This window comes from Nocardia sp. NPDC051052, from assembly GCF_044456045.1.
Taxonomy (GTDB): Bacteria; Actinomycetota; Actinomycetes; order Mycobacteriales; family Mycobacteriaceae; genus Nocardia.
Genome location: NZ_JBITFL010000005.1, coordinates 238,150 through 260,003, shown reverse-complemented (window position 1 = coordinate 260,003; position 21,854 = coordinate 238,150). Strand labels below are relative to the sequence as shown.

At 64.4% G+C, this 21,854-nt stretch carries 30 protein-coding genes; 19 read left to right on the top strand and 11 right to left on the bottom strand.

The features are described from left to right. Nucleotides 1-148: 148 nt before the first annotated feature. The 9 genes from ACIBCN_RS18780 to ACIBCN_RS18740 all read right to left on the bottom strand — a co-directional run bounded on the left by ACIBCN_RS18780 (nucleotide 149) and on the right by ACIBCN_RS18740 (nucleotide 7,382). On the bottom strand, nucleotides 149-1,276 hold the full coding sequence (locus ACIBCN_RS18780) for a phage minor capsid protein (RefSeq protein WP_396992829.1): 1,128 nt from the start codon (nucleotides 1,274-1,276) through the stop codon (nucleotides 149-151). Nucleotides 1,277-1,301: 25 nt separating this feature from the next. Then, nucleotides 1,302-2,909 (bottom strand): phage portal protein, encoded by a 1,608-nt coding sequence (locus ACIBCN_RS18775; protein WP_396992828.1) that lies wholly within the window; start codon nucleotides 2,907-2,909, stop codon nucleotides 1,302-1,304. 27 nt (nucleotides 2,910-2,936) lie between these two features. Then, nucleotides 2,937-3,101 carry a hypothetical protein gene (locus ACIBCN_RS18770; RefSeq protein WP_396992827.1) on the bottom strand — a complete coding sequence of 55 codons (165 nt, stop codon included), beginning with the start codon at nucleotides 3,099-3,101 and terminating at the stop codon, nucleotides 2,937-2,939. 292 nt (nucleotides 3,102-3,393) lie between these two features. After that, nucleotides 3,394-3,516: a hypothetical protein gene (locus tag ACIBCN_RS18765; protein WP_396992826.1), complete on the bottom strand. Its 123-nt coding sequence runs from the start codon at nucleotides 3,514-3,516 to the stop codon at nucleotides 3,394-3,396. Next, the gene (locus tag ACIBCN_RS18760; protein WP_396992825.1) at nucleotides 3,513-4,805 is read right to left on the bottom strand and encodes a PBSX family phage terminase large subunit; all 1,293 of its coding nucleotides are present in this window, start codon (nucleotides 4,803-4,805) and stop codon (nucleotides 3,513-3,515) included. Before ACIBCN_RS18760 ends, ACIBCN_RS18765 begins: the two co-directional genes overlap by 4 nt. Continuing rightward, the gene (locus tag ACIBCN_RS18755; protein ID WP_396992824.1) at nucleotides 4,802-5,356 is read right to left on the bottom strand and encodes a hypothetical protein; all 555 of its coding nucleotides are present in this window, start codon (nucleotides 5,354-5,356) and stop codon (nucleotides 4,802-4,804) included. The genes ACIBCN_RS18760 and ACIBCN_RS18755 overlap by 4 nt, the downstream gene beginning before the upstream one ends. Continuing rightward, nucleotides 5,353-5,712, bottom strand: a complete 360-nt coding sequence (locus ACIBCN_RS18750; RefSeq protein WP_396992823.1) for a P27 family phage terminase small subunit — start codon at nucleotides 5,710-5,712, stop codon at nucleotides 5,353-5,355. Before ACIBCN_RS18750 ends, ACIBCN_RS18755 begins: the two co-directional genes overlap by 4 nt. Before the next feature lie 229 nt (nucleotides 5,713-5,941). After that, nucleotides 5,942-6,685, bottom strand: a complete 744-nt coding sequence (locus ACIBCN_RS18745; protein WP_396992822.1) for a hypothetical protein — start codon at nucleotides 6,683-6,685, stop codon at nucleotides 5,942-5,944. Next, complete coding sequence (locus ACIBCN_RS18740) at nucleotides 6,669-7,382, bottom strand: hypothetical protein (protein ID WP_396992821.1); 714 nt, start codon at nucleotides 7,380-7,382, stop codon at nucleotides 6,669-6,671. Before ACIBCN_RS18740 ends, ACIBCN_RS18745 begins: the two co-directional genes overlap by 17 nt. A gap of 699 nt (nucleotides 7,383-8,081) precedes the next feature. Here ACIBCN_RS18740 and ACIBCN_RS18735 point away from each other — a divergent pair. The 16 genes from ACIBCN_RS18735 (at nucleotide 8,082) to ACIBCN_RS18660 (ending at nucleotide 16,947) form a co-directional block, all read left to right on the top strand. Next, a complete protein-coding gene (locus ACIBCN_RS18735; protein WP_396992820.1) occupies nucleotides 8,082-8,663 on the top strand; it encodes a hypothetical protein in 582 nt (193 codons plus the stop codon). An 82-nt stretch (nucleotides 8,664-8,745) separates the two neighbouring features. After that, nucleotides 8,746-9,480 (top strand): DUF2786 domain-containing protein, encoded by a 735-nt coding sequence (locus ACIBCN_RS18730; protein WP_396992819.1) that lies wholly within the window; start codon nucleotides 8,746-8,748, stop codon nucleotides 9,478-9,480. Nucleotides 9,481-9,552: 72 nt separating this feature from the next. Then, complete coding sequence (locus tag ACIBCN_RS18725; protein WP_396992818.1) at nucleotides 9,553-9,792, top strand: hypothetical protein; 240 nt, start codon at nucleotides 9,553-9,555, stop codon at nucleotides 9,790-9,792. 223 nt (nucleotides 9,793-10,015) lie between these two features. Then, nucleotides 10,016-10,273: a hypothetical protein gene (locus tag ACIBCN_RS18720; protein WP_396992817.1), complete on the top strand. Its 258-nt coding sequence runs from the start codon at nucleotides 10,016-10,018 to the stop codon at nucleotides 10,271-10,273. A gap of 152 nt (nucleotides 10,274-10,425) precedes the next feature. Continuing rightward, the gene (locus tag ACIBCN_RS18715; RefSeq protein ID WP_396992816.1) at nucleotides 10,426-10,803 is read left to right on the top strand and encodes a hypothetical protein; all 378 of its coding nucleotides are present in this window, start codon (nucleotides 10,426-10,428) and stop codon (nucleotides 10,801-10,803) included. 379 nt (nucleotides 10,804-11,182) lie between these two features. After that, the gene (locus tag ACIBCN_RS18710; RefSeq protein ID WP_396992815.1) at nucleotides 11,183-11,764 is read left to right on the top strand and encodes a hypothetical protein; all 582 of its coding nucleotides are present in this window, start codon (nucleotides 11,183-11,185) and stop codon (nucleotides 11,762-11,764) included. A gap of 427 nt (nucleotides 11,765-12,191) precedes the next feature. Next, entirely contained in the window at nucleotides 12,192-12,434 is a 243-nt protein-coding gene (locus ACIBCN_RS18705) for a hypothetical protein (RefSeq protein WP_396992814.1), read from the top strand. Beyond that, nucleotides 12,431-12,658 carry a hypothetical protein gene (locus ACIBCN_RS18700; protein WP_396992813.1) on the top strand — a complete coding sequence of 76 codons (228 nt, stop codon included), beginning with the start codon at nucleotides 12,431-12,433 and terminating at the stop codon, nucleotides 12,656-12,658. The genes ACIBCN_RS18705 and ACIBCN_RS18700 overlap by 4 nt, the downstream gene beginning before the upstream one ends. Before the next feature lie 114 nt (nucleotides 12,659-12,772). Continuing rightward, the gene (locus ACIBCN_RS18695) at nucleotides 12,773-13,015 is read left to right on the top strand and encodes a hypothetical protein (protein ID WP_396992812.1); all 243 of its coding nucleotides are present in this window, start codon (nucleotides 12,773-12,775) and stop codon (nucleotides 13,013-13,015) included. Between the two features lie 213 nt (nucleotides 13,016-13,228). After that, a complete protein-coding gene (locus ACIBCN_RS18690) occupies nucleotides 13,229-13,501 on the top strand; it encodes a hypothetical protein (RefSeq protein WP_396992811.1) in 273 nt (90 codons plus the stop codon). Nucleotides 13,502-13,505: 4 nt separating this feature from the next. Further along, the gene (locus ACIBCN_RS18685; protein WP_396992810.1) at nucleotides 13,506-13,928 is read left to right on the top strand and encodes a hypothetical protein; all 423 of its coding nucleotides are present in this window, start codon (nucleotides 13,506-13,508) and stop codon (nucleotides 13,926-13,928) included. Next, on the top strand, nucleotides 13,928-14,386 hold the full coding sequence (locus ACIBCN_RS18680; RefSeq protein ID WP_396992809.1) for a DUF6884 domain-containing protein: 459 nt from the start codon (nucleotides 13,928-13,930) through the stop codon (nucleotides 14,384-14,386). The genes ACIBCN_RS18685 and ACIBCN_RS18680 overlap by 1 nt, the downstream gene beginning before the upstream one ends. 824 nt (nucleotides 14,387-15,210) lie before the next feature. Beyond that, complete coding sequence (locus tag ACIBCN_RS18675) at nucleotides 15,211-15,567, top strand: hypothetical protein (protein ID WP_396992808.1); 357 nt, start codon at nucleotides 15,211-15,213, stop codon at nucleotides 15,565-15,567. Then, complete coding sequence (locus tag ACIBCN_RS18670) at nucleotides 15,568-16,335, top strand: hypothetical protein (protein WP_396992807.1); 768 nt, start codon at nucleotides 15,568-15,570, stop codon at nucleotides 16,333-16,335. Further along, nucleotides 16,328-16,582: a hypothetical protein gene (locus tag ACIBCN_RS18665; RefSeq protein WP_396992806.1), complete on the top strand. Its 255-nt coding sequence runs from the start codon at nucleotides 16,328-16,330 to the stop codon at nucleotides 16,580-16,582. The genes ACIBCN_RS18670 and ACIBCN_RS18665 overlap by 8 nt, the downstream gene beginning before the upstream one ends. Before the next feature lie 92 nt (nucleotides 16,583-16,674). After that, a complete protein-coding gene (locus ACIBCN_RS18660) occupies nucleotides 16,675-16,947 on the top strand; it encodes a hypothetical protein (protein ID WP_396992805.1) in 273 nt (90 codons plus the stop codon). Nucleotides 16,948-17,562: 615 nt separating this feature from the next. Here ACIBCN_RS18660 and ACIBCN_RS18655 read toward each other — a convergent pair. Continuing rightward, nucleotides 17,563-18,453 (bottom strand): hypothetical protein, encoded by an 891-nt coding sequence (locus ACIBCN_RS18655; protein WP_396992804.1) that lies wholly within the window; start codon nucleotides 18,451-18,453, stop codon nucleotides 17,563-17,565. Nucleotides 18,454-18,742: 289 nt separating this feature from the next. On the opposite strand from ACIBCN_RS18655, the gene ACIBCN_RS18650 reads away from it, so the two are divergent. Further along, nucleotides 18,743-19,405, top strand: coding sequence for an HAD family hydrolase (locus tag ACIBCN_RS18650; RefSeq protein WP_396992803.1), 663 nt, complete (start codon nucleotides 18,743-18,745; stop codon nucleotides 19,403-19,405). Here the strand turns inward: ACIBCN_RS18650 and ACIBCN_RS18645 are convergent. Next, complete coding sequence (locus tag ACIBCN_RS18645; protein WP_396992802.1) at nucleotides 19,394-20,668, bottom strand: hypothetical protein; 1,275 nt, start codon at nucleotides 20,666-20,668, stop codon at nucleotides 19,394-19,396. The genes ACIBCN_RS18650 and ACIBCN_RS18645 overlap by 12 nt on opposite strands. 284 nt (nucleotides 20,669-20,952) lie before the next feature. On the opposite strand from ACIBCN_RS18645, the gene ACIBCN_RS18640 reads away from it, so the two are divergent. Together ACIBCN_RS18640 and ACIBCN_RS18635 are read left to right on the top strand one after the other, a co-directional pair. Then, a complete protein-coding gene (locus ACIBCN_RS18640) occupies nucleotides 20,953-21,432 on the top strand; it encodes a hypothetical protein (RefSeq protein ID WP_396992801.1) in 480 nt (159 codons plus the stop codon). Beyond that, nucleotides 21,429-21,833, top strand: coding sequence for a hypothetical protein (locus ACIBCN_RS18635; RefSeq protein WP_396992800.1), 405 nt, complete (start codon nucleotides 21,429-21,431; stop codon nucleotides 21,831-21,833). The genes ACIBCN_RS18640 and ACIBCN_RS18635 overlap by 4 nt, the downstream gene beginning before the upstream one ends. Nucleotides 21,834-21,854 lie beyond the last annotated feature (21 nt).

Here is a 21,854-nt window from a genome sequence, read left to right as displayed (position 1 = left end):
TCTGCCGCATCAGGCGGCCGAAGACACCCCGTGCGCGCCCATCGAAGGCGGCACTGGGTGTGGTGAACAAGAGATCCCTTCCCGGCATCTGGCCGTCAGGGGTGAGCGCGTGAGGCTGGTCAGGCGGTACCGGACCGGCGAGGTCGAATCACGCGGGACGTCTGAAAGTGCTTGCCACGCGGGGCCGTTCACGCCAACGCTGACGCTGCACACCGGATGTTGCGACGTGGGCGGTGATCGCAGCTTCGACGGCAGCGACGCGATCGTGCGCGGCGCGCGCTGCGGCAGGGGTGATGGCGGTGGCCTGGACGCGGCGGGCGGCCCGCGCCCGACGTTCGAGGGCACGCAACCGCTGTTCGTCGCGGTAACCCTGTGGGTCGTCGGGCGGTATATCCGGAAGCCGCAGCCCCGGCCGCCATACCGTGTATCGGTGCCGACAGTTGGGGTGATGCAGTCCGCGCGCCTGGGCTTCGGCCAGCGACGCCACCACGACCACAGTCGCATTGCCCGTGCCGAGGCCGGCGGGCAGTGTTCTCGGCCCGTTGGGGGTGCGGCCGGTCAGCGAGAGGACCTGCCCCTCGTAGGGTCGGCACTGCGGCGCCGGGCGCGGATGAGCGGACACGACCACGAGATCGTGGCCCGCGGCGACCAGCCGTGCTGCGTGCCCGGCGTTGAGAGCGCGCACGAGGGCAGTGCGGATCGCCACTTCGGCGTAGGTGTCCATGCTCCATCGGCGGCCAGCGGTGTCGGTGAATCCCTCGATACCGGCAGACGCGAACCGGTCGAGTGCTTGTTGCAGGGCTTGGCGCACGGTGACGATGCCGGTAACCGTGCGACCTGTTACCTGGGTGATGATGTGGCGGTAGTGGTCTTCTGCTGATCGCAGGATGCGCGGATGTGTGCCGGTGATGGCGCGGATGGTGTCGACGGCCAGGGCATGTATCGCGGCGGGGTCGATCGTGGAGGAGTGCCGGACCGCGGAGTCCGGGAGCCGCCGCCTGAGGTCGGCTAGCGCGGCTCGGTCGCCGATGGTTGCGGCTTCGAGGACGGCGGAACGGATCCGGTTGGCGGAGGTATTGCCCAGTTGGTGCAGAAGTTGGGTGACGGCGGCCCGGAAGCGGGCGATTTGGGTGCGTTGGTGCGTGGACCATTGTGGGCCGTCGACGCCTTGGCTGGCGTAGCGGGCGGTCAGATCGATCAGCTGTTGCTCGGCGTCAGCGTAGATGTCGGCGACTGTGTGCGTGAGCAGGCTGGCCTGGCCGGGGTCCATCGGCATCGCCTGTCCCCCTTCAGGTTTGGTGCTATGCGGCGGTGACGTCTTCGTTGTCCTGGTCGTCGCTGGTGTCGGGGTCGCCGTCGCCGGGCCAGCCGATATTCGTGGGGTCCGGCAGGCTGGCGGCGGCCGTCGCCTTTCGTTCGCTGATGATCCGTTTTACCTCGGCGTTGACTTCCTCGGTCGACCAGTCCGGATGCTGTTCAACCACCATCTGGTAGGTCGAAATTGCTTGTGCGCCAGCCAGAGCGGCAATGGTGTTGGCTATCTCGCTCGGTGTCACCGACGAGCGGGTGGGGAATTTCATCTCCGGCAGCTCGGACAACTGGACACCCGTTTTGAACATGTTGGCGTCGATCTGCAAGGCGGTGTGCGCTAGCCGCCGCAGCGCCGCCCGCCATAGCGAGATCTTGCGGGCGCGGGTGCGTTCGGAGAGCTTGTCGCGGGACTGAACCTCGGTGGCGGTCATGACGCCGACGGTGAGGGCATTGTCGCTGAAGTTGTTGGCCGACAATCCCGCTGCGCGCAGCACGACGTTGAGCAGCTCGGCCGCGGTTTGGGAGTGTTCTTGCCATCTGATGGCGAACTGGTTGGCCTGCACGCCGTTTCCGGTGTCGGCCGCGGATCCGAGTCCGGCGCGGAGCGCGGTGAACACTTCCTGTTCGGTGTCCCAGGTGCCGCCCTGACCGGGTTTCGCTGTCTTGAGCAGGTTCTCATCGACGAACAGTCGGGCTTTGCCGACTCGAATGTCACGCATCCAGCTCGTGTACACCTCGTCCAATGCGTCGAACCATTGCTCGAGTTGGTCGTAGTCCGATCTGCCGAGCTGGGTGAGGCCAGGGGTGGTGCGGTAGCCGCGGTTGGGACGCACGTTGGGGATGTAGGCGGCCGTCAACTGGTTCACCCCGGTCGCGATGGCGCCGTCGGTGTCGACGAGTTCGGCGGCCCATGCGGTTTCAGGGGATTCGGTCAGCGGGATCCGGCGGCCGAGGTTGCCGTGGTCGCCGAGGTAGAGGCCGTGCAGGATGCGGCCACGTTCGTGGCGTTCGAGGTGACGCACGACCGGGCCGGAGGCGTCGGAGTAAGTGGTGGTCCAGAACGTGACCGCTTCGAGCCGGTTGTATCGCCAGCTCGGCACTGCGCAGTCGGCGGAGACCGCGTCGAGCACGACATTGTCGGCGATGCTGGTATCCCACCAGCAGCGCATGTAGGTGCCGCCGAGCGCCGAACACAACTCGGCCGCCTCGAGCAGGCTCGCTACTGCCTCGTCGGAGGCGCAGATCAGGTCGAGCCGCTTCTGTGCCACGACACGTTTGATGGTGGTGTCGTCGTCGGCGATCTTCCATGACGGTGGTTGCGCGAACAGGAGATCCGCCGAGGCTCGCGCCAAATCGGCGGGGGCGGGCAGGTGCAGTTTTGTCGAGGAAGGCTGCTCGGCGCGGCCCCAGAAGAAGCGCTGGATCCGGCCGAGGATGCCGCCGGGCAGGATCGTGGGCCGCATGGCCGAGTTCTGAATGTAGATCGTCTCGAGGTCGGTCAAGTTGCCGGTGTACCAGGCATTCCACACCGCCATGTCTTTCGCGGCGCGGTCGAATGGCTTGGGTGGCCATTTGCCACCTCCATCGGGAAGCGCCATTACGGTGGTCCTTTCGCGACAGAGCGACTAGGCGACGTGGACAGGGTGGGAGCCGTCGCGAACGGGGTAGACGACCTTCACGTCGACGGCGAGGACGCCGCCCTCGGCGGCGGCATCATCGGTGTGAGCGTCCGCGGTGCGGGTGTCCTCGATCGTGGGGATCAGCGTCGGATTGTGGGGAGTCGAGTTCAATGGTGTGCTCCTGTGTTGAGGGGGACGGCGGGCACGTGCGGCAGCCAAATCGACCCAGGTGTTATGGGCTTGGCACGGTGGGGCCAATGCCCGCTCATCCGCATGCCGTGTTTCATCAGCAGCAGGCCGACCTTGACTCGTATGCGACGGAACACGGTTGCCCCCAGACGGTTTCGGACATCAGGTGTGCCCGTACCCGGCCCGCGGCGCGGTAGGGACGGCGTTCGCGGGCCGGGGCACGGCGCTATTCAGTTGTGGGTGCGGCGGTGGTGACCCAGTGCCGCGCTGGGGGTTAGGCGGAGCCGAACAGCGGGCCGACGATCGGCAGCAGGTCGAACAGGAGCTTGAGCAGGTCTGCGGCGACGGTGAGCATGGGTTTCACCTCCTCTCCGAGGTGTGGTGTCGTGCCGGTCATGAGGTGGTGGGCACGGTGTCGAAGCGGACGTGCTGACGCCAACGCCGCTCGGTGGTGGTGATCGCATAGCGGGCGGCGTCGAGTGAGTGGTCGTTGACCTTGATCGGGGCGTCGACGCCTTGCTCGGTGGCGCTCGAATCCCAGGCGTAGCCGGTGACCTCTCCGATGAACCCGGTGCAGCGGTCGGAGACACGCAGCAGATCCGCGCCGAGCAGTGAGGACAGCAGCCGAATCCCGTAGAGCACTTCGTTGTTCGCCGGATGGCTGGTGATGTCGTCTTCGAGCAGCTGCACTCGGAATGACGCGGCGGCGGGGTCGACGATTATCGCCTCTGGTGTCGCGATTGTGTTCGTGCCGGGTAGGTGTTGGCGCGGCAGCCAGGTCCGCAACCGTTGGGACAGTTGCTGATCGGTGAGGCGGGCCGCATCCGAGGCGGCCTCGTGCCGGAATTCGTCGATCAGGTACAGGCGGCTGTCTACGCCGACGCCGAGCAGGATCGCCGAGGTGGGGTTGGTGGTTCCGTAGTCGATGCCCAGCGCCAGGATCTCGGCCATCTGCGGCAGCTGATCCCAGGCCACGACGTGACGGTCCGGCTCCCACATGTCATAGACCGCGCCCTCAGCGGCGACCCATTCACCCTGGACGAACCGTCGAAACCACAGGCCGGTGTATTCCCGTTTGTACTGGTCCTTTTTCGTCTGGCTCAGGGCGGGGTTGTCATCGAGGGTGAACCGCCAGGTTCGCCAGTCCGGCAGTTCGCCGGTCGTGATCCGGTTGAGGAAGTCCTGTTTCAACCAGTGATACGGCGAATCGGGGTTGGTGGTGCCGAACAGCCGCGAATCATCGAGCGACATACGCCCCAGCAGCTGTTTGAAGAAGCCTTGCTCGATGACGGTGATCTCATCGACATAGGCCCCGGCGACCGTGAGACCGCGCAGACCCTTCTCTGCGGCCACGTCGTGAGCGCCGAGCATGTAGACGCGGCGGCCGAGGATGGTCGCGAAGGGTGCACCGAAGGTGTAGGAGACGCGCGATGCCAGCGGTCCGAACAGGGCCGGGTCGAGCATCGGTTCGATGACGTTGCGGGCCAGCGAGTCTCGGGTGCGCCCGACCATCACCAGCTGCCCGCCGGGGGGCGGGTCGGCGACGAACATCTGCCATCGCAGAATGCTGGAAATGGTCTTGCCGGAGCGGATCGCGCCGTCCCAGATGTTCGCGCGGCCATCGGCTTCGACGATGCTGACCGCTTGTTTCCGTGAGATCGGTAGATCGTCGAGCAAACGGGTCACGGTGGTGTCGGCTCCCCTCCTGCTCGGTCGGTGTCGACCGCGTCCTTGAGGCGGCCGAACAGGTCGCCCAGCATGGATCGATCGGAGGCGACAGTTTCGTTGGCTTGGCTGTCGATCAGTTCGGTGAAGCTGCGTAACGCCATCGAGTACGCGGTGTAGCCCTCGCGGACATCACGCAACGGGGGCAGCGGCAGGGTGACCGGGATCAGGATCGGTGCACCGGACGGGCCGGTGCCTCGTTCGTAGGTGGTGTGCGTCTGCCACATCCGGTCATGCAGGACAGGGAGTTTCGCCGCCAACTGCTCGGCCATGCCGATCCGCTGGGCTTTGAGCTGCTCGAGTCGCGCGGCGGTCGCGGCGGCGGTCTGAGTGGCGTCGAAGCGCAGTTTCAGCTTCTCCGCCCAATAGGTGATGGTGCGCGGATTGACGCCGAGTTCGGCGGCGATCTCGTTGCGGCCCTTCCCTTGTCCGTGCAGGGTGACGATGTGTTGTTTGTCGGCGTCGGTGAGGGTGGGGCGGCCGCCGCGAGGCCTGCGCGCCCCGGCGGTCACTGCTGGCCCCGGAACCGCTGTGCCCAGCGGGCGATCTTGGCGTCGGCGCGGTCTCGGACCATGGTGACCGGGTTCGGTGCGGGCTGCCCGGACGCCGGGTCGAGGATCAACAACCCTGTCTCGCTGATGATTTCGGTGGACTCACGGAACTCGGCGATGGCTTCGCAGTAGGCAGCGAACTCGTCGCGGTTTGTCGCGGTCACCTGCACGTGGAGGGTGAGGCGTTGCCAGGCGTCGCGGCCGTTGCTCGTCATCCATTCCGGCGGCTCCGGGGCAGCGTCGACCGCGTCGTGGTCGGGGCCGGCGGCGGGGGGCCGATGCAGTGGGATGACCGGATAGTCGGCGGGCAGGTTCACGACCGGATTCTTTCGATGAGACGGTGAGGTCCGGGCGTGGCCGCCATGGATGTGATCCACGGCGGCCACGCTGTCGGTCAGCTGGTGTACACGCGGCCACCGGCAGACGAGCTAGCTCCGCGGTTGCGGCCGCCGCCGCGGCGGAAGACTCCGCGCAGACGCTGGCCGAGACGCGCAAATCCGTTACGCATGGTCTTTTCCCTCCTTTCACGAGTCGCGGGAACCGGGTTCAGGCGCCGAGGTCGATGTCGAGCACGATCGCGGCCTTGTCCCCGTCGAGGTATTTGTCACCGAGCTGGATGAGCCCGGTCAGGTTGAGGAAGCGCTCTTTCTCCGCCCGGTCGCGGAAGCACACCGCCACCCAGTGGGGAGAATCCAGCGTGGTGCCGAATCGCTCGTACCAGGCTTGCGAGGGTGCCGCGAGGTGCGAGGCCAGCGCCGCCAACTCGGCGGCAGCCTCGGCTTCGAGATCATCGGGGTGGTCGGCGGTATCGGCGAGCGGATCGGGGTGAGGTCGCATCTGCAGCGCGTTGCGGATTTCGTCGCGGGAGACTTTCAGCCTCGCGGTAGCCGTTCGCAGTTTGGCGCGTACGTCGTCGGCACCGGCGGCGGTCTGATCGAGTGCGACGCCGAGCTTAGCGGCGACAGTGTCGCCGTTGACCAGTTCGACGCCGGACTCTGCGATGCCCAGGTGGGTGAGGAACCGGGTTCTCGCTGCTGGGGTGCGGAAGCACAGCGCGATCCAGAATTCGCTGTCGTTGATGCGGTCGAACTTCTCCGCCCACGCCTTGGATGCGCCGGACAAGCCGCCGCCACTGGCGTTGAGTTCGTTCTTGCGGGCGCGTTCCTCGGCCGTGAACGGGTCGGGGGGCGGGGTTTTCGCGAATGCCGCTTTCAGGTCGGCACGGCTGGGTTTGACGGGAGAGCCCCCGCCGATGAGCTTGGCGCGGATCTCGTCAGGCAGCTTCGACATGCATCTCCTCGACGCGCATGATTTCCAAGTCGATGAGGGGGAACCAGAAACGGATGGTTTCCCAGTCCTGCGGGTAGCGGTCGCGGATCTGGGAGATCCACACGTAGCGCAGGGAATCGAAACTGCGCCCGCACATCTCGTAGTCAGGGCCCAGGGTGAGCCCCGCCTTGTTGATGACGTTCATGACTTCGGCGCGCTGCCAATCCCACAGCACCGATTGGCGGCGGGCCTGGGTTTTGATCGGCCCGTACTTCTTCATCGCCATGAGCCGAGTCGCCGAGTCCGACGCGCGGACACCGTCGACGATCCAGGTGTCAGGATCTGCGTAGACGGTGCGGATCAGGTCGTCGAAATCGTCTCGGCCGACGTCGGGGAATGCAGCGGCTTCGATGACCGCGCACCGCTGTGGCGGCTGGTAGACCAGGTTGCGCAGCATCCGATAAAAACCGTATGAGGGCACGTCGATGATGTGGGTACCGAAGTACTGCTCGTAGCGGTCGAGGTCGTCGCGCACGAACTTCAGGCCGGGCACGACGGCGCGGTGGACCGGGATGACGGGGATTCCGCGGCGGTGCAGCTCGATCCAGACGGCGAGGGAGTCTTTGCCGCGGCTGAAGTTGAGGACGACGGGGCGGGCGTCTGCGGCCAGCCGGTCGAGCAGCTCGGCGCTGGTGGGGCGACCGGGCAGGGTGATCATTGGCCCTCGTTCCTGTGCGGCCGGCAGGTGGTGTTTGGGTGTGGTTGGGGCACGGTGGCTCCCCTTTCTGCTGGTTGCCTGGTGCCCTCTGCTTGCCCTGGTGGCCTGTGGTTGTCCCCTGGGTGTCTCTGGCAAGTTTCAGCCCTCTGTGTGGCTTGTGAGAGCTGCAATTCTGCTGGGGTGTGCTTGGGGCAGGGCTGGGCCATTTCTGGGCTGTGAGAGGCACAGAGAGCCTGTTGGCAGATTCTCCAGGAATGCACATTAGGTTGCCCACCTGCACTTTTATAGAAATGTGGTTTGGATCTCTATTAACCATTTGACATCAGGCATGCATGGTGTAGATTCATAGTTGTTGGGAGAGAAACCCACCAGGGGAAGTCAACAGGATTCATCACTCCGTGAGACTTCTTACCCGAGGCCTTTCCGCCCAATTCGTACCTTGAGAACTCAATAGTGTGATTCCCGGACTTCATGCAGGCCAGTGGCCTGCAATCCATCGAATCGAATGGAGTAACCGTGCCCAAGAAGGGTTCGAAAGACGCCGAGTCCGAACAGATTCCCGGAATCTGCTCCACGTGCGGTATGCAATACGCCGCACTGCCGAACAGTCCGTGGAAACTCGACGGGCTGACGTGGGAAGAGAGTACGGGAGCAGCCTTTCTTCAAGGTGCACTTATTGCATGTGGCTGGGATATGGCGGTGCGTACACGCGTCGTCGACGGCAACTTGCAACATTCCATGGTCGGCACCCCTGTCACAGAGGCGGGAAAGCAGAGGATCGACAAACGCCAGGTCGTCGCGAGCTGGATTCTGCGCGACGGTCAATGGCGTGTCGACACCAAGAAGACCGGCTACTACATCACCACCAAGGCGGGGGCGAACCTCAAAATTCGCACCCCCGCACAGCTGGCTGAATACATCGGCCGGTCCGTCGCCGAATGGGTTCTCGAACCCATCGCCGAGGGAACCGACGACGAACAGGTCAGCGAGGTCGACAACGCCACCGAGGAAGTGCTGGAGGAGGAAGAACTCTCCGACGACAGCACCGACACAGCGGCCGAGCCAGCCGACGGTGACGTGGAAGCCGAGAAGGACTCTCCGGAGTCCGACGCTGCCCCCACCCTGGACCCCGAAACTCGGGGACTGCCAGCCGGATCCGGCCACGACGCCGGACAGGAGGACTCGCCGGAGCCCGCAGCCGCGGACACCAGCACCTCCGGCACCGTCGGCTACCAGGAGTCCCTGCTCGATGACGTCGAGCCAGCCAAGGCATCGGCGTAACCCCACTCCGCGACGCCGGGACCAGGCAGTTCCTAGCTGCCTGGTCCCGGCGTTATCGACCGTACAACAGAGATGGACAACGATGGATACCACAGAGGGCGGACTCACCGGCGCGGCCAAAACCCGGATGCTCCAACGCATCCGAATGCTGCTCGAACGTGCGGCAAGCACCGACCAGCACGGCAGTGACAAACACGAGGCTGAACGAGCTCGCGAGAAGGCAGAGGATCTGCTCGACCGCTACGGGCTCGACATCGCCGAGGTCTTCGCCACCTGGAATGAAGACAAGGTCCACGGCAAGATGGTGAAAGTCCGAATGCCGGTCCCGGAACACGCCCGCCAGCAACGCCAGCACCTGCTCGGTTACCTGGCGGCCGTCCTGCACTGCCAAGTGCGGATCGGCTACGACTCGGTCCTCTACATCGGGGCCAAACGCCACACCGACCGGGTCAAGGCGCTCTACCCGTTCCTGCTGATGCAGATGTTCTCGGCCGCGGGGAAATGGATGCCCGACATCGGGATCGACATGTTCGATCCCGATGCCGTTCACGCGGGACGCGAGTCCTACATGATCCACTTCGCCACCACCGTGACCGACCGCATTTACCAGGGTGAACGAGCGCGGTGGACCTCGCTCATCGACGACGACGAGGCGCGTGCCAATGGCTGGGCCGACAAAGTGTTCGGCCCAGCAGGCGGATCGTGGCGTCCCACCACAAGCTCGAACGCCGGGGCCGCAGCAGGTGCCGCAGCAGGGCGAACCGCCGACATCGGTCAAACCCGGTTCGGCAACGGCCGCAACGCGATCGAAGCCTGACCAACCCACAGTGCACCTGGCCCGCACGCAGCGGGCCAGGTGCCTCACCACCGTGCCCGAGGAGACCCGCGCATGTCCGAAAGACCACCCCGGACCCCGGAATGGACATTCCGTGGTCTGCGCGAGCTGGTGCGCGCCGAAAGACGCGCAGCTGAACTCGAAGACCAGGGATTTTTCCCTGCCGCAGGCAAGCCCCACGAGACGCTCGCCGAGATGATCGAGTTGTTTGACGACCTCGACAAGGCGCTCACCGGCGGCGCAGCGTTACCCGAACCGTGGCAGCCACGCCCGGACCAATCCACCACCACCTGATCTACCCAGCGCCCGGCCCGCACATAGCGGGCTGGGCGCATTCGAGCTGTCCAAGCGACCTGCTCATGCCAAATCGACTCGAAAGGCATTGCGCATGCCCCCAACCGCAGCCCCTCACGAATGCCAACACAACAGCGGATGCGGCTACCGCAACCCGCCGTGTTACCCCGAACAGGCCCGCCTGAAACCTGGCGAAATGTGGTGCTACGACTGCGGATCCGTCGTGCCCGACCCCATCGAGGCGGCCCGCCGCTACGCCGCCGAACAGCCGTGCCTGCGCAGCGGACAAGGTGACTGCCGAGGCGAGGTTACCGCCCGCGCCTCCTTCGCTGGTACCGGCACCACGATCTACGAATGCGGCCACCACATGGACCAGTCGGTAGAGCGCGACCAAGCCCATAGGCAGCGCTATCCCAAGCATCAACCCGCCGATTTCGACCCCAGTTATGCCGGTGAATCGTGGGACGACGACGCCTACTGAACCCCCGAGCCTGCCGCACAGCCCACCGGTCCCGGCGTTAACCGCTACCCGAGTCGTGCTGGACATACCCGAACCGCACTACAACCTCCTGATCGATCCGAGTCCGGCCCGCAACCGCGGGCCGGACTCTCACATTCGAAAGGCCAATCTCCATGATTGACATCAAAGAAGGCACACCTCAGCTCGCGGCCAGCGACATCGGCGACAGCTCCGGTGCGAACAACGAGGTGGTGCTACTTGCCACCTACGACGACGTCAAGGTGCGCTACCAGCTCTACCTCGATCGCTACATCGACCAATGCATGTTCCGAGCCGACGCATACGACCGCGCCAATCGCGTGTGGAATGAGCTGTGGTCGATCCCGCAGCGGACCTACCGCTACCCGCTCGAGGCAGCCGACAAGATGAAGGTCACCGATCCGACGTCGCCGATAATCGCAGACCCGGATAGCTCGCCGAATACCGCGGCAGCCAGCTGGCAGAAGATCATCAACGCCCTCACGCAGAAGGTGTTCGAAGTCCTCGGCTGAGCCGAGGAGGCGGCGGCGCCCCACAAGCGAACCCGGCCGCCGCCTTCCCGTTGCGGGAACGGCGGCGGCCGGGTTTCTTCGTTTGGTCACCTAACCGGGAAGGACGCCGCGTGAAGGGAATACGAACGCAAGCGTGTGCGTCCACCGCGTCGCGGCCTGAAGGGGTTGCCCGTGGTGACCGGGCGGGCCGCGCCTGCATCGAACCCAGCGGGGAACGAGCCCCTGTGGGTGAGCGCGCGACCCGAGCCTGTGGGGTTCGTCGCCGACGCTGAGAGCGTAACGGTGACCAATGGACAAGTGCATAGACGACCGACAGTCCAGTACAGGTGACGCGATGCAACCAATTGGACACCGAGCGGCCATGGTGTTGACTGGGCTGATGACGAGGCCGAAGAAGAACGACACGGTGGCCGCCAAGCGCGCCGCCGTGCTGTATCGCAACGGCGCGTCGATCGTGACCATCATGGATACCTTCGCTGCCGACGGCTACGCGGTGTCCGACACGACGGTGCGAGCGTGGCTCGACGCGGAAGGTGTCCAACGACGCCCGGCCGCGGAAACCACGGAGACAGCCGACGATGTCGACGTCGACGAGCTGGTGCGTCTGCGTGACCAGCAGAGATTGTCGTGGGCGAAGATCGCGGACCAGATGAATCTGGGGCGCGACCCGAGCACGGTGGCCAGGATCTACCGCCGTGCCACCGGTGAAGCACAGCCGGCGCGCAAGCCTGCCCAGTCTTTGACCACCGAGCAGACCCGCGAGCTGGAGACGCTGTGGGGGCAGGTGCCGCCCGGACGCAATGGGCTTGGCCATGACCCGGACAGCGCGCAGGGCCGCGCTGTCGTGACGCTGTTGGCCGCATATCACGCGGCGGGGGTGTCGTATCGAGAGCTGGGCGAAGCGCTGGGCGCGACACGGCAGTTGGTGCACAGCATGGTGACGGACGCTGGCGGGCAGTAACCCTCCGCACCGATCGCGACACCAATCCGCGGGAGGCGGCCACGCCTGGTGGCCGCCTTCTATTACGTGCCGGGTTAGATGAAGTCCCATCGTTCGGTCTTGACGTATACCGCGCCGTGGAATTCCGCTTGTACCCGATCGTTAATTTCGCCCTGGGCAACAGAAGCAATCCAGTACAGCCCCAGGCTATGGACTCCCCCCGAAGCAGCCCCAGGATTAACGCTAGAGGGCGGTAATTGCATTGCCCCAGATTGCTGAATAAGTCAGCATTTTCTTAGATAATCAATTTGACACCAGGCACGCATGGTGTAGTGTCAGCTTTGCAAGTAGTGAAATTTGCCAGCCATCAATACAGGGAATTTCATAACGCTTGCCTCACACAATTTCCCGGCCGGAAACTATCCTGGCCTCTCGGGAGGAACCTCGCATGAATGACCTCGCGTTCGCCAGACTGCGCACATCGATCGGTGGTGAACTACCCCACGACATCGCCATCCACATGTGCGCAGCCGAGGCCCAATGCATGGTGCGCGTCTACTACCTACTCCGCAGCGCCTTCGACGCAACCATCGCCACCACCTGGTGGTTCGAAAACCTCCAGCAGCTAGCCCGTCAATACGGCCACGAACTCGCCGAAACCATGTGCCAACGAGCCCAGGAGAACCAATGAACCGCCACAACACCAAGACCTACGCAGTGTGGCGCAGGAACTCACCCCGACCCCACCTCGACGGATACATAGGCGTCACCGCCTACCGCCCGGACAACTGCGAGATCGGCACCTACGACATCCTGCTGGAGTCGCAGGACTGGAACCTTGCCCACGACCGCGTCCTGACCGAAAGACCCCGCAGTGGCTACACCGGCGTCTACAGCGACAACGAATTGCGGTAACGGCCCGAAAGGTCGTGACGTGCCCTGGCGAGATCCGAGCGGCTGGCCACCACGACCCGCCCCGGACCTCCCACCCGCGATTCAACCGCCCCAACTACAGCGCACCAGGAAACCGTGGACACCGAAAAATACCTGAGCACCTTACGGGCGCTCACCGAGCACATCACACACGAATATCGCCAGACGATCACCGACGGCATCGCACTTCACGGACCCGCCTACAAATGGTCCAACCGCGCCGAAGCACTCGCCCGCGAATTCAAACGACTCGACAACGCACTAACCAACGGGCAACCCCTGCCCACCGACTGGCACGCCAACCCTCCGCTGCCCCAAGCCGCAGACGAAACCCCGTAAGCCACGCCAGCACAGGGCGCTCCCACCGTCGCGTCCCGCCCGAATAATCCGGAGCCTCTCACACGCACACGCGCGCGCATACGCGACCCATTCCCCAGTGAAAGACCGGACGGCGCACAGCCGGTGCCGCTCTCTCGCAGAACCTCGGATAACACAGCCGGTCCCGCATGCGCGGGTCCGGATCATCAACGCGCACAGAGAAAGTCACGAACGATGAAGAATCGAAGCAAGAAGCAGACGTCCAGGTTGCAGCGCCAGGACCCCGGTGGCTGGGCGATGACCACCTACATGGGCGCGGTCGCTACCGGTTTCGCCCTGGCGGGTCCCGGTGTCGACCTCGCCGGAGATCATCCCGAGCTGAACAAGGCCGTACTCGACACCGTCGAAGCAGCAATGCGGTTGGCCACGATGCTCGGCCATTGCGAGAAGGACTTGGAACAGGGACTGAACAAGGTAATACGCATGTTCACCGAGCGCCAGGCGTGAGGCCATGGATCTGATGACGGCGTCAGCGACGGTTCATGCCTTCAACGCGGGGCCGTCGGTGCCCGCGTTCGAGGCGGTCGCATTCGGCCGATGGTGGGCGGAGATCGGCCACCATCGCGACTCGCGCATGGACATCGGAACAGCCTTCAACGACAAGCGATTCCTCGAACTTCGCCGGGAAGAAGGCTGCCGCCCGGCGGGCACCGGCTTCCCGATCGTGCAGCAGGCTCGAAAGCTCGTGCGCGATCACTGCACCAGCGAGTGGACCAACTGCCCCCTCTGCGGAGTGAAGGGGTGCATAGCGCCGTTCGAGGAGGTGAGCAAATCCTGTCAGGACATCGGACAGGAGACGGAGTGGTTGAACTACACCGCACTGTTGAGTTCCGAATGCACGGAATGCGGTCGGCCGATCGTGGTCCACGCCTGATGCTCGACGTACATACCTTGTTCGTGATCCCCTGTGCCGCACGCAAGTTCAACCGACGTGCGGCCGCACGGGATCTCTACACCAGCCCGAACTTCCGGCTCAACTTACGTGCAGCCGAGGCGGCAGCCACCGCCGATGCCGCTTACTTCGGCCATCTGTCCGCCGTCGTGATCCTGTCCGCCTGTCACGGCCTGCTGCCTCTGGATAGGGAGATCGACCCCTACGACGTGCGGGTGGGCGACGGAACCGCGATCAGCGATGACGCATTGGCGGAACAGCTGGACGCCGAATATCCCGGCCTGCAATGCATCACCGCGCTGCTGCCACTTGCCTACTTTCGCGTCCTGCGGGCCGCAGTGGAACGTCTCGATCGGCCACTGTCGCTGATGGATGTGTTCGAGGGCAGCACGATCGGCTACCAGCGTCGCGCCGCCGCCAACCTGATCCGCCGCCCCTGACGCGCAAATCTAGGCGGCAGAAGGGGTTTCGGTGTCCGGCGTTCCCGCCTGAGCACGCAGTGCCGAACGGTGGCACGTCGTGCACAGCCCGTGCGCACTGTGCACTACGTGCCCCGGCGCCCGTTTCGCTCGAGTGGTGAGAGGACGTTGGCAGCCGCCACATTGTGATGGCCGCGGCGATCTGGGCTGGCGGCTGCCTGAGCGGTACAGGCTGCTGTAGCAGCCCCGGCACAGCTCGTGGGCGGCGTGGGTGACGGCGTCACGGCCGGTGAAGGAGCGGCGGCAGCGGCGGCACGCGGCCTGTCGGACGTGACCGTGGTCTCCGAGAACGGTTTGCAGGGCCTCGCGAGTCGGCTCGTCTCCATTGCAGGCAATACCGGCCATGACGACGCCGGCCGCAGGCAGCTGCTCGATGTCCCACGCCACCGTGCCGAGGCTCAGGGCGTCGCGGGCGCATTCACGCAACCGCTGGCAACTCGTGCGGCATCGAGTGATGGCGCGTTGTGTGCGCGGAAGCTCGTGCCACTCGACGGTTTCGCCGGGTTGCAGCCAATCGATCGGGCGATCAGTGCACGGTGGCGGTGGTGGCATTTCCCGGTTGCTCCCCATATCAACGATTGTGCCGAGAAGTCACGGGGTGCGGCAAGAATTGCCGATGCTCACCCCGAAGAGTGTGCGTTGATTCACACGCATTCAGTCCGGATCCAATATTCGCGAACCGGGGATGGCAGGGCGACTGTCTGTCGTCTATTCAACTTTGCAAACTGCGGGGCAGGATCGTGCTCACGAATACCTCCCGCACGAATATTTACTTGGAGTCTGATATGACGGTTGGTGACCTCGGCGAGATGTCCGACGGGTACCACACATTCAATGAGCTGTATCGGTACCGGCGGCTGTACAACGCGCTGGGTGCCAACCTCTGGGCCCGAATGAGGCAATGGGACGTCTATAAGAGCCGCCTTCACCACGACGGCACACGGCCGTTCGGTGGGGGCTGGTTCATCGTTGTGATCCAAACTCCGAACGGGCAGATCAGCAACCATTACGAGGACGCTCATTGGGACCAGTTCCACATCGCCGAACGTGAGCGCGCCACCAAGTGGGACGGACACACACCGGCGGTCGCCGCTCAGCGTCTCGAAGATCTGCTCGCCGATCCTGAGTTCTGGCGGGACTGAATGACCACAGAGAACACGCCCCAGGAGTACCTCGACGACAGCCAGCGCGCCCAGCTGATGACGCAGTTGGCGCAAACCCCCGACCTGTTGGGCGAACTCGACACCACCTTGGCACGCGACCACCGCTTCACCCTGCCCGGCCAGACCGGACGACCCGCGGGGTCGACGCAGCCGCTGCCCTATCGCGTCGACGCCTCCGACGCGATCGACGCCTTGCACGTCGTCCTGCGTGTGTACTCCTATCGCATCGCCAACCGCACCGGCGACGGTTGGCCGCCCGAAGACACCGCCGGACAAGCTCGCTGGCTACGGCAGCGGCTGCCGTTCGTAGCAGGTACCGAGCCGGTCCTGAGCGGACTCGCCCACGCTGTCACCGCCGCCTACTACCGAGCAATGGATGTGATCGACCGCCCACCAGAACGCTGGCACCTCGGCGCCTGCGCAGCCTGCGGCAACGACATCGACTGCACAGCAGGTGAGCAGATCGCTGAATGCGTTCACTGTGGCGACCAGGTTAATGTGCCCGCTCGGCGTGCCGAGATGTTGCGCCGGGCCGCCAAACTGTTCGGTGACGCCGAGGAGTGGGCGCGTCTGCTCCCGTGGGTCGGCGGCTTCAGTGTGACCGCAGACGCCCTGACAAAGGCCGGCCAGCGCGGAAAACTCCCGAGATACACGATCGACGGACGAATCGTCTACCAACTCGGCGACATCCTCGACTGGAACGCGGCAAGGCTGGCGCGACTGACCGGGGTCTACCTCAATGGCTGACCCGGTACAGGACGCCTACGCCGACTGCATCGATGTCGCATGCCCAGAGCCGAAATGCCTGGCACCGCCACAGCACTACTGCCGCAACGCGATCAACGGCCGGACGAAAGCGATCGGCTGCCTCGCCCGATACAAGGCCGCCGACGAAGCAGCCGTTCAAAAACGATTCGCCGCAGCAGCCACGGAAATACCAGCAATCGCCTCGTCGCCGACATTTCGAACACAATTGCATGACCATGATTTGTGAGTAAGATTTACTGGACTGGAAATTGAGCGGACGCCAGCGTTCACCGGTCATTCGAGAATGAGAACCACGCTAAGTTGATCGGAGAATTCCGAATGAAGACAACGCTCGATCCGCAGCGGCTGAGCATCCTGCACGCCCTCGGTAAGGAATTAGCTGCCGCGAAGACGCCCGATCTGACCACCTTCGAAAAAGGTGAATCGGTCCTCTATGTGCGCGGCAAAGAATGGGCAGAAAGCGTCCTACGCCACGCCATCGAACGCTGCGACTGCCACGGAGACATGAAGATCCCACCCGAGGACATCGAAACCCTCATCCTCGCTGACCGTTACGAATGGAGCGCAATGACGAAGGCGGCCAAGCAATAACGCCAGCTCGCGCGATGCAGCAGGCGACGCCGCCTACCGCGGGGTGAGCCCGGCTCGGATGTATTGAGCCGGGCTCGATGAGCCCCGCGTGCGTCGGGACAGTACGTAAGTACACCACGCACAACAAGATGGTTCGCCCCGGAGCACTGTCACGTCATGAAGTTCGGTACTCCTGGCGCACTCGTAGGCGAGATAGCGCGCGGCTTGCATACCCGCGCTCCCGTAGTCGGATCTCCCTGGAGGCTAGGATCGCTGGCGCGGGTTACCCCTGGATTAGCTGGACTGTCGGCTGGTAGCACGCCATAGCACGATTTGTAGCACGAATTGAGCCCGATTTGTGCCGATGCGGACCGATGTATACCGATGTAGAGCAGTGCCACGATTGGAGCGAAATGCCCTGTAAGACAAGGGATCAGACGCTTGGACGTGCGGGTCTGCAACACCCGGCTAGGGGGCTGATGTGATCACGATGCGGAATCACTGCGAGATGCTCTGAGCTGGACGAATACCGGGATTCACCCCCCCTAGCACGTTTATGGCACGAATTCAGTCGTGGCACGCGACGTTGACGTCTACCAACCCACGGCCGCAATCGTTTGCTATAGCGCTGGCGGGTTAGCCACGTTCGCTGGCGGCATCCGGATCGTCGAGGGTGGCAGTATGTCGGTGGAATGCTTCGGCGGGCTGGATGACCACCGTGTGGCCTTCGCGGTGGGTGGTGGCTGCCAGATCTAGAGCGCCGTCGCGCCACCAGTACACGCTGGAGTTGATCGGCCAGGGATCGTCGGTGTGCAGCGCCGCGAGATCGGCGAGCACGGTGATCGACTGGATAACCTCGACACCGGTGACCGGGTACACGTACATCCACTCCTTCGACGGCATGATCAGCACCGCCCCAGCCCTGCCGGTGACCGGATGATCGCCGAGCCAGCGCGCGTGGGCGGTCAGATACTCCGGACCGGTCAGCAACGCGATCGGTGGAAGGCCCTTCGCCATCGGGATGTCGAAGGCGTCGCGGGTGATGTCGACACCGCCGTCGGCGCGCACGTTTCGCTCGGCCAAGGCGAACAGCTCGCTCTCGGTGACCGGCCAGTGCGCCAGCATGTCGTAGGTGACATGGGTGACCGTGTGCACGTGATCGATCAGCACCCGCTGGACCAGCCCGGTCGCCACCATCCGCCGTACCCCGTCCACGCCAGCCGACGTTGTCCCGTACAAGCGGGTGCGGACCAAGTACTGCATAACGGTGAAATCGGTGTAGTCGAGCGGGTATTCGGTATCGGTCTCGATCGTGATCACGTGGGTGTCGATGCGGTCGGCTACCAACATCGCCCACTCCTCTATCGGGCACGAGGCAGCCGCGCGCCGGACATCTCCTAGTACGAGCGTGAACGTCGCCGGGCCAGACAACGTGACGACGTCGGGTCCGGACAGGTAGCAGCGATATCCGCGCTCCCGAGCGACCGCCCACACCACCTGCAAAAAGCGATCCTGCTCAACCGACATGCCAAGCCTCCCCATTTCCTGGCTCCCCCACCGCAGTCGACGGTTTCGCAGCCGCGCCAGATTCCACATGTTCGATTGTGAGCCCGAGCACCGACAGCGTTCCCTCGCTGAATGACGATCCATCCGACCGGACCGAGCCGAAGTCGACCGCGGGAACAACCGCACCTTCCGCCGGTATCGAGGAGCGGGGCGGGCGGTGCCGCAAGGGCGCCAGGGAAGGCTGCGGCCTGGGGACAGTGGTCGAGCTGTTGTTCGCTTGCCGGTAAGCGCGCCCGGTAGCGTGGTGCCAATGATCGGGGCAGTGGTATTCGACGTGGGAGAAACGCTCGTCGACGAGACGAGAGAGTATGGGACGTGGGCGGATTGGCTTGGCGTTCCTCGGCATACCTTCGTCTCAGTATTCGGTGCGGTCATCGCCAGCGGCCTGGACTACCGCGAGACCTTCCAGGTCTTCCGGCCCGGCTTCGATCTCGGCGAGCAACGAGAGGCGCGAGCGCGGTCTGGCCAGCCAGAAACCTACTCCGAAGAGGACCTGTACCCCGACGTTCGACCGGCCCTGTCGAAGCTTCGCGATATGGGCGTGTGGGTGGGGATCGTCGGCAATCAAACCGTCAGGTCAGGTCAGATCCTGCGCAGCCTTGCCCTGCCGACCGACTTCATCGCCACATCCGATGATTGGGGTGTGGAGAAGCCCTCGCCGGAGTTCTTCGCGAAGGTCATCGAGGTCGCGCCGTGCAGTGGCGATGAGATCGTCTATGTCGGGGATCGGATCGAGAACGACATAGCACCGGCGAAAGCGGCGGGTATGCGGACCGCCTACATTCAGCGCGGTCCGTGGGGGTGGATCCACCGCGACAAGCCGGAGGTCTCGGAGCTGTCGGATTGGAAGATCCTCGACCTCACCGAGTTGCCGGGAATCGTTGCCACAGAGAATGACTCGTCACTTCGATAGCGATCTGATCATGGTGTGCCAGTTGTAGAGTTGATCATCCAGTGCGCGTATCTGCGGTAGTGAATCCCATTCGTGCAAGGACTGGCGCACCACCTTCACCCGGTCCATCCCTGTGGCGTACCAGTGCGTCCCGAGCACCGTCAGTGCTTCCTCCAGGTGTGTGCACGCTTGCTCCGGGTTGCGCTCCAACACTGCGGCGGCAGCGAGGTCTGCGAGGAAGACCGCGCGCTGTTTGATCGCCTCGACCGGAAGGTCGATCAGCGCCTGCTCCAAGGTCTCTCGAGCTTCGGCTCCCCGCCCCGCCGCGAGCAAGGTGTTGCCCTTGAAGCCCGCGAGCCGCGTCGCCGAGAACCAGTCCAGCCACGGCGGGCTGGGGTTCTCGTCTGGGTCGTACTGGCTGTAGGTGTGGTCAGCGTGCTCAAGTAGCTGCAAGGCTTGCCGAGTGTTGCCGAGGCGGGTTTCTACCTCGGCCTCGACCGCATCGAGCCATGCCTCCATCTCCGCGTTGACGTTTCCGCGGCGGGCGAACACCCGCGCGCCCCGAAGTTTGTCGCGCGCGTCTTCGGCTTGCTGGGGATCGCCATCCGCCGTGAACGCCGGAGCGAACGCCATGTGCGCCAGCACTGCGGCGCCGAGCAGATCGTCGACCGCTTCGCCTGCGGCCTGCAGGGCGAGGGTGAAACTCGGTTTGGCCAGCTCGGGCTGTTGGAGGTCGAAGAATTCGAGCCTGCCAGCGAGGAGGCTGGACTCGGCGACTGCGCGTGCCATCACCGTTTTCGCCGGTCCTGGGATTTGTGGGAGAAGATCCCAGGCCAGCGCCGCGTGCTCGGACACCAATCGTTGGAGGCGCGCGGCCGGAATCGACCAATACAAGCGTCGGAACGAAGCCGTCCCGGCCATGAAGTCCGCGGCGACCGTTGGCGGGAGCACACCGCCCGCGCCACCGGAATGACGCGAGGCCCACGTCTCGCTGTACCCGCCTGCGTGTGAGCGGGCTGGCGGCTGCCCGCCGCCCGACATACGAGACGGCGTGAAGCCGAGGTCGGAGAGCGGACGCTCGAACAGCGTTTCCAGCGCGGTCGCGTGCTCGGGCTGAGGCCATGGCGGCTTCGGGGACTCCCAGCGTCGGACCGTCCTTGCGGTGATCGAGACCCGTAGTCCGATGTCACGCGCGGCTCTGTTGAGCGCATCCGCCAGGGCCTCCTGCGACCGGTAGCCGAGTGCTTGGCGCGCAGATCGGAGCGCGTTCTCCGGGTTGGTCATGGCCCGATTCTAGACATCACGGGGCGATAAATGTCCCCATGGGCCATGAAATGGCCGCGATATGTCCGCTCGAACGGCCTTCTTTAGGACATCGAGTGGTGGGAGGGTTGGGTAGCACTCGGCGCGCTCCTCTACTGGACGGGCAACCTCCATCCATTGAATTTGCGGGAAGTTATGGACACCCTGACCGTGGCATTGGTGATCGCTCAGATCGACCAGCTTTGTTCCCTACGGCGGCCTGTCGGTCGGTTCGGAGATCAAATCGCCGGCCGTGGAGGGGGCGCATGACGCCCACGCCGCCCGCAGATGCCGAAGTACTCAGGGCGTGCCACTACCTCCGCACGGTCGGTCGGCTCCCGTGTCACGTCGCCGAGGATGGGCTGTTGAATCTGCCGGTCGGCGGGGACGTTCTGTGTTTGCGCACGCCCGAGGACTGGGGCTACCAGGTGAAAGCGCAACTGAACCGAGACGGACTGACAGCTCCGATTATGTGGCACCCCACCAAGTGGCTGGTGATCCTCGCCAACGGCCCCCTCGTTCCGGACGAGATATACCCACGGTATCTGGAGTCGCTGTATCGAACCGGCTCGGTCCTGCTCAATCGGGGCCGCCCTCTGATCCTGCCCACCCCAGGCGACGAGACGCGGGGATGGGACACACCGGTGCGCGACCATTTCAGACCCGGCCTGACCTCGGTACTCGCCGCCCTTGACACCTGTTACGAACGCGAGCACCGCCGACAGATCGGACGACTACTGCGATGAGGCTGCACATCACATCCAACTCCCAAGGCGAAGCCGTCTGGTGGATCGCACACCGCCAGATTTGGATGGACAGCGTTCGTGACTACCGCGAGGGCATCGAACTTTCCCCCGCCTATCGAGTGCGGATAGACGGAACGCGAGTCGAAATACCCAACGGCACACCAGGTTACGTCTATTTTGGGGAAGCGCACGAACGCCCGCCGCTGTCGTTCGTTGAGGACCTGTTGCCCGAGCATCACGACCTGTGCGTGTTGGTCGAGGCCGCGTTTTTCGATGCGACCGAACCCGAGCCTGAATTGCGCTTACTCGCTGTCGATCCGATGGCCGGTGACTACATCACCGACGAGTGGAGCCTGGAAGAAGTCCACGAAATCGGTGACGCTGCAAGGCAAGTCGCATAACTCCCGCCGTCACGAATCATG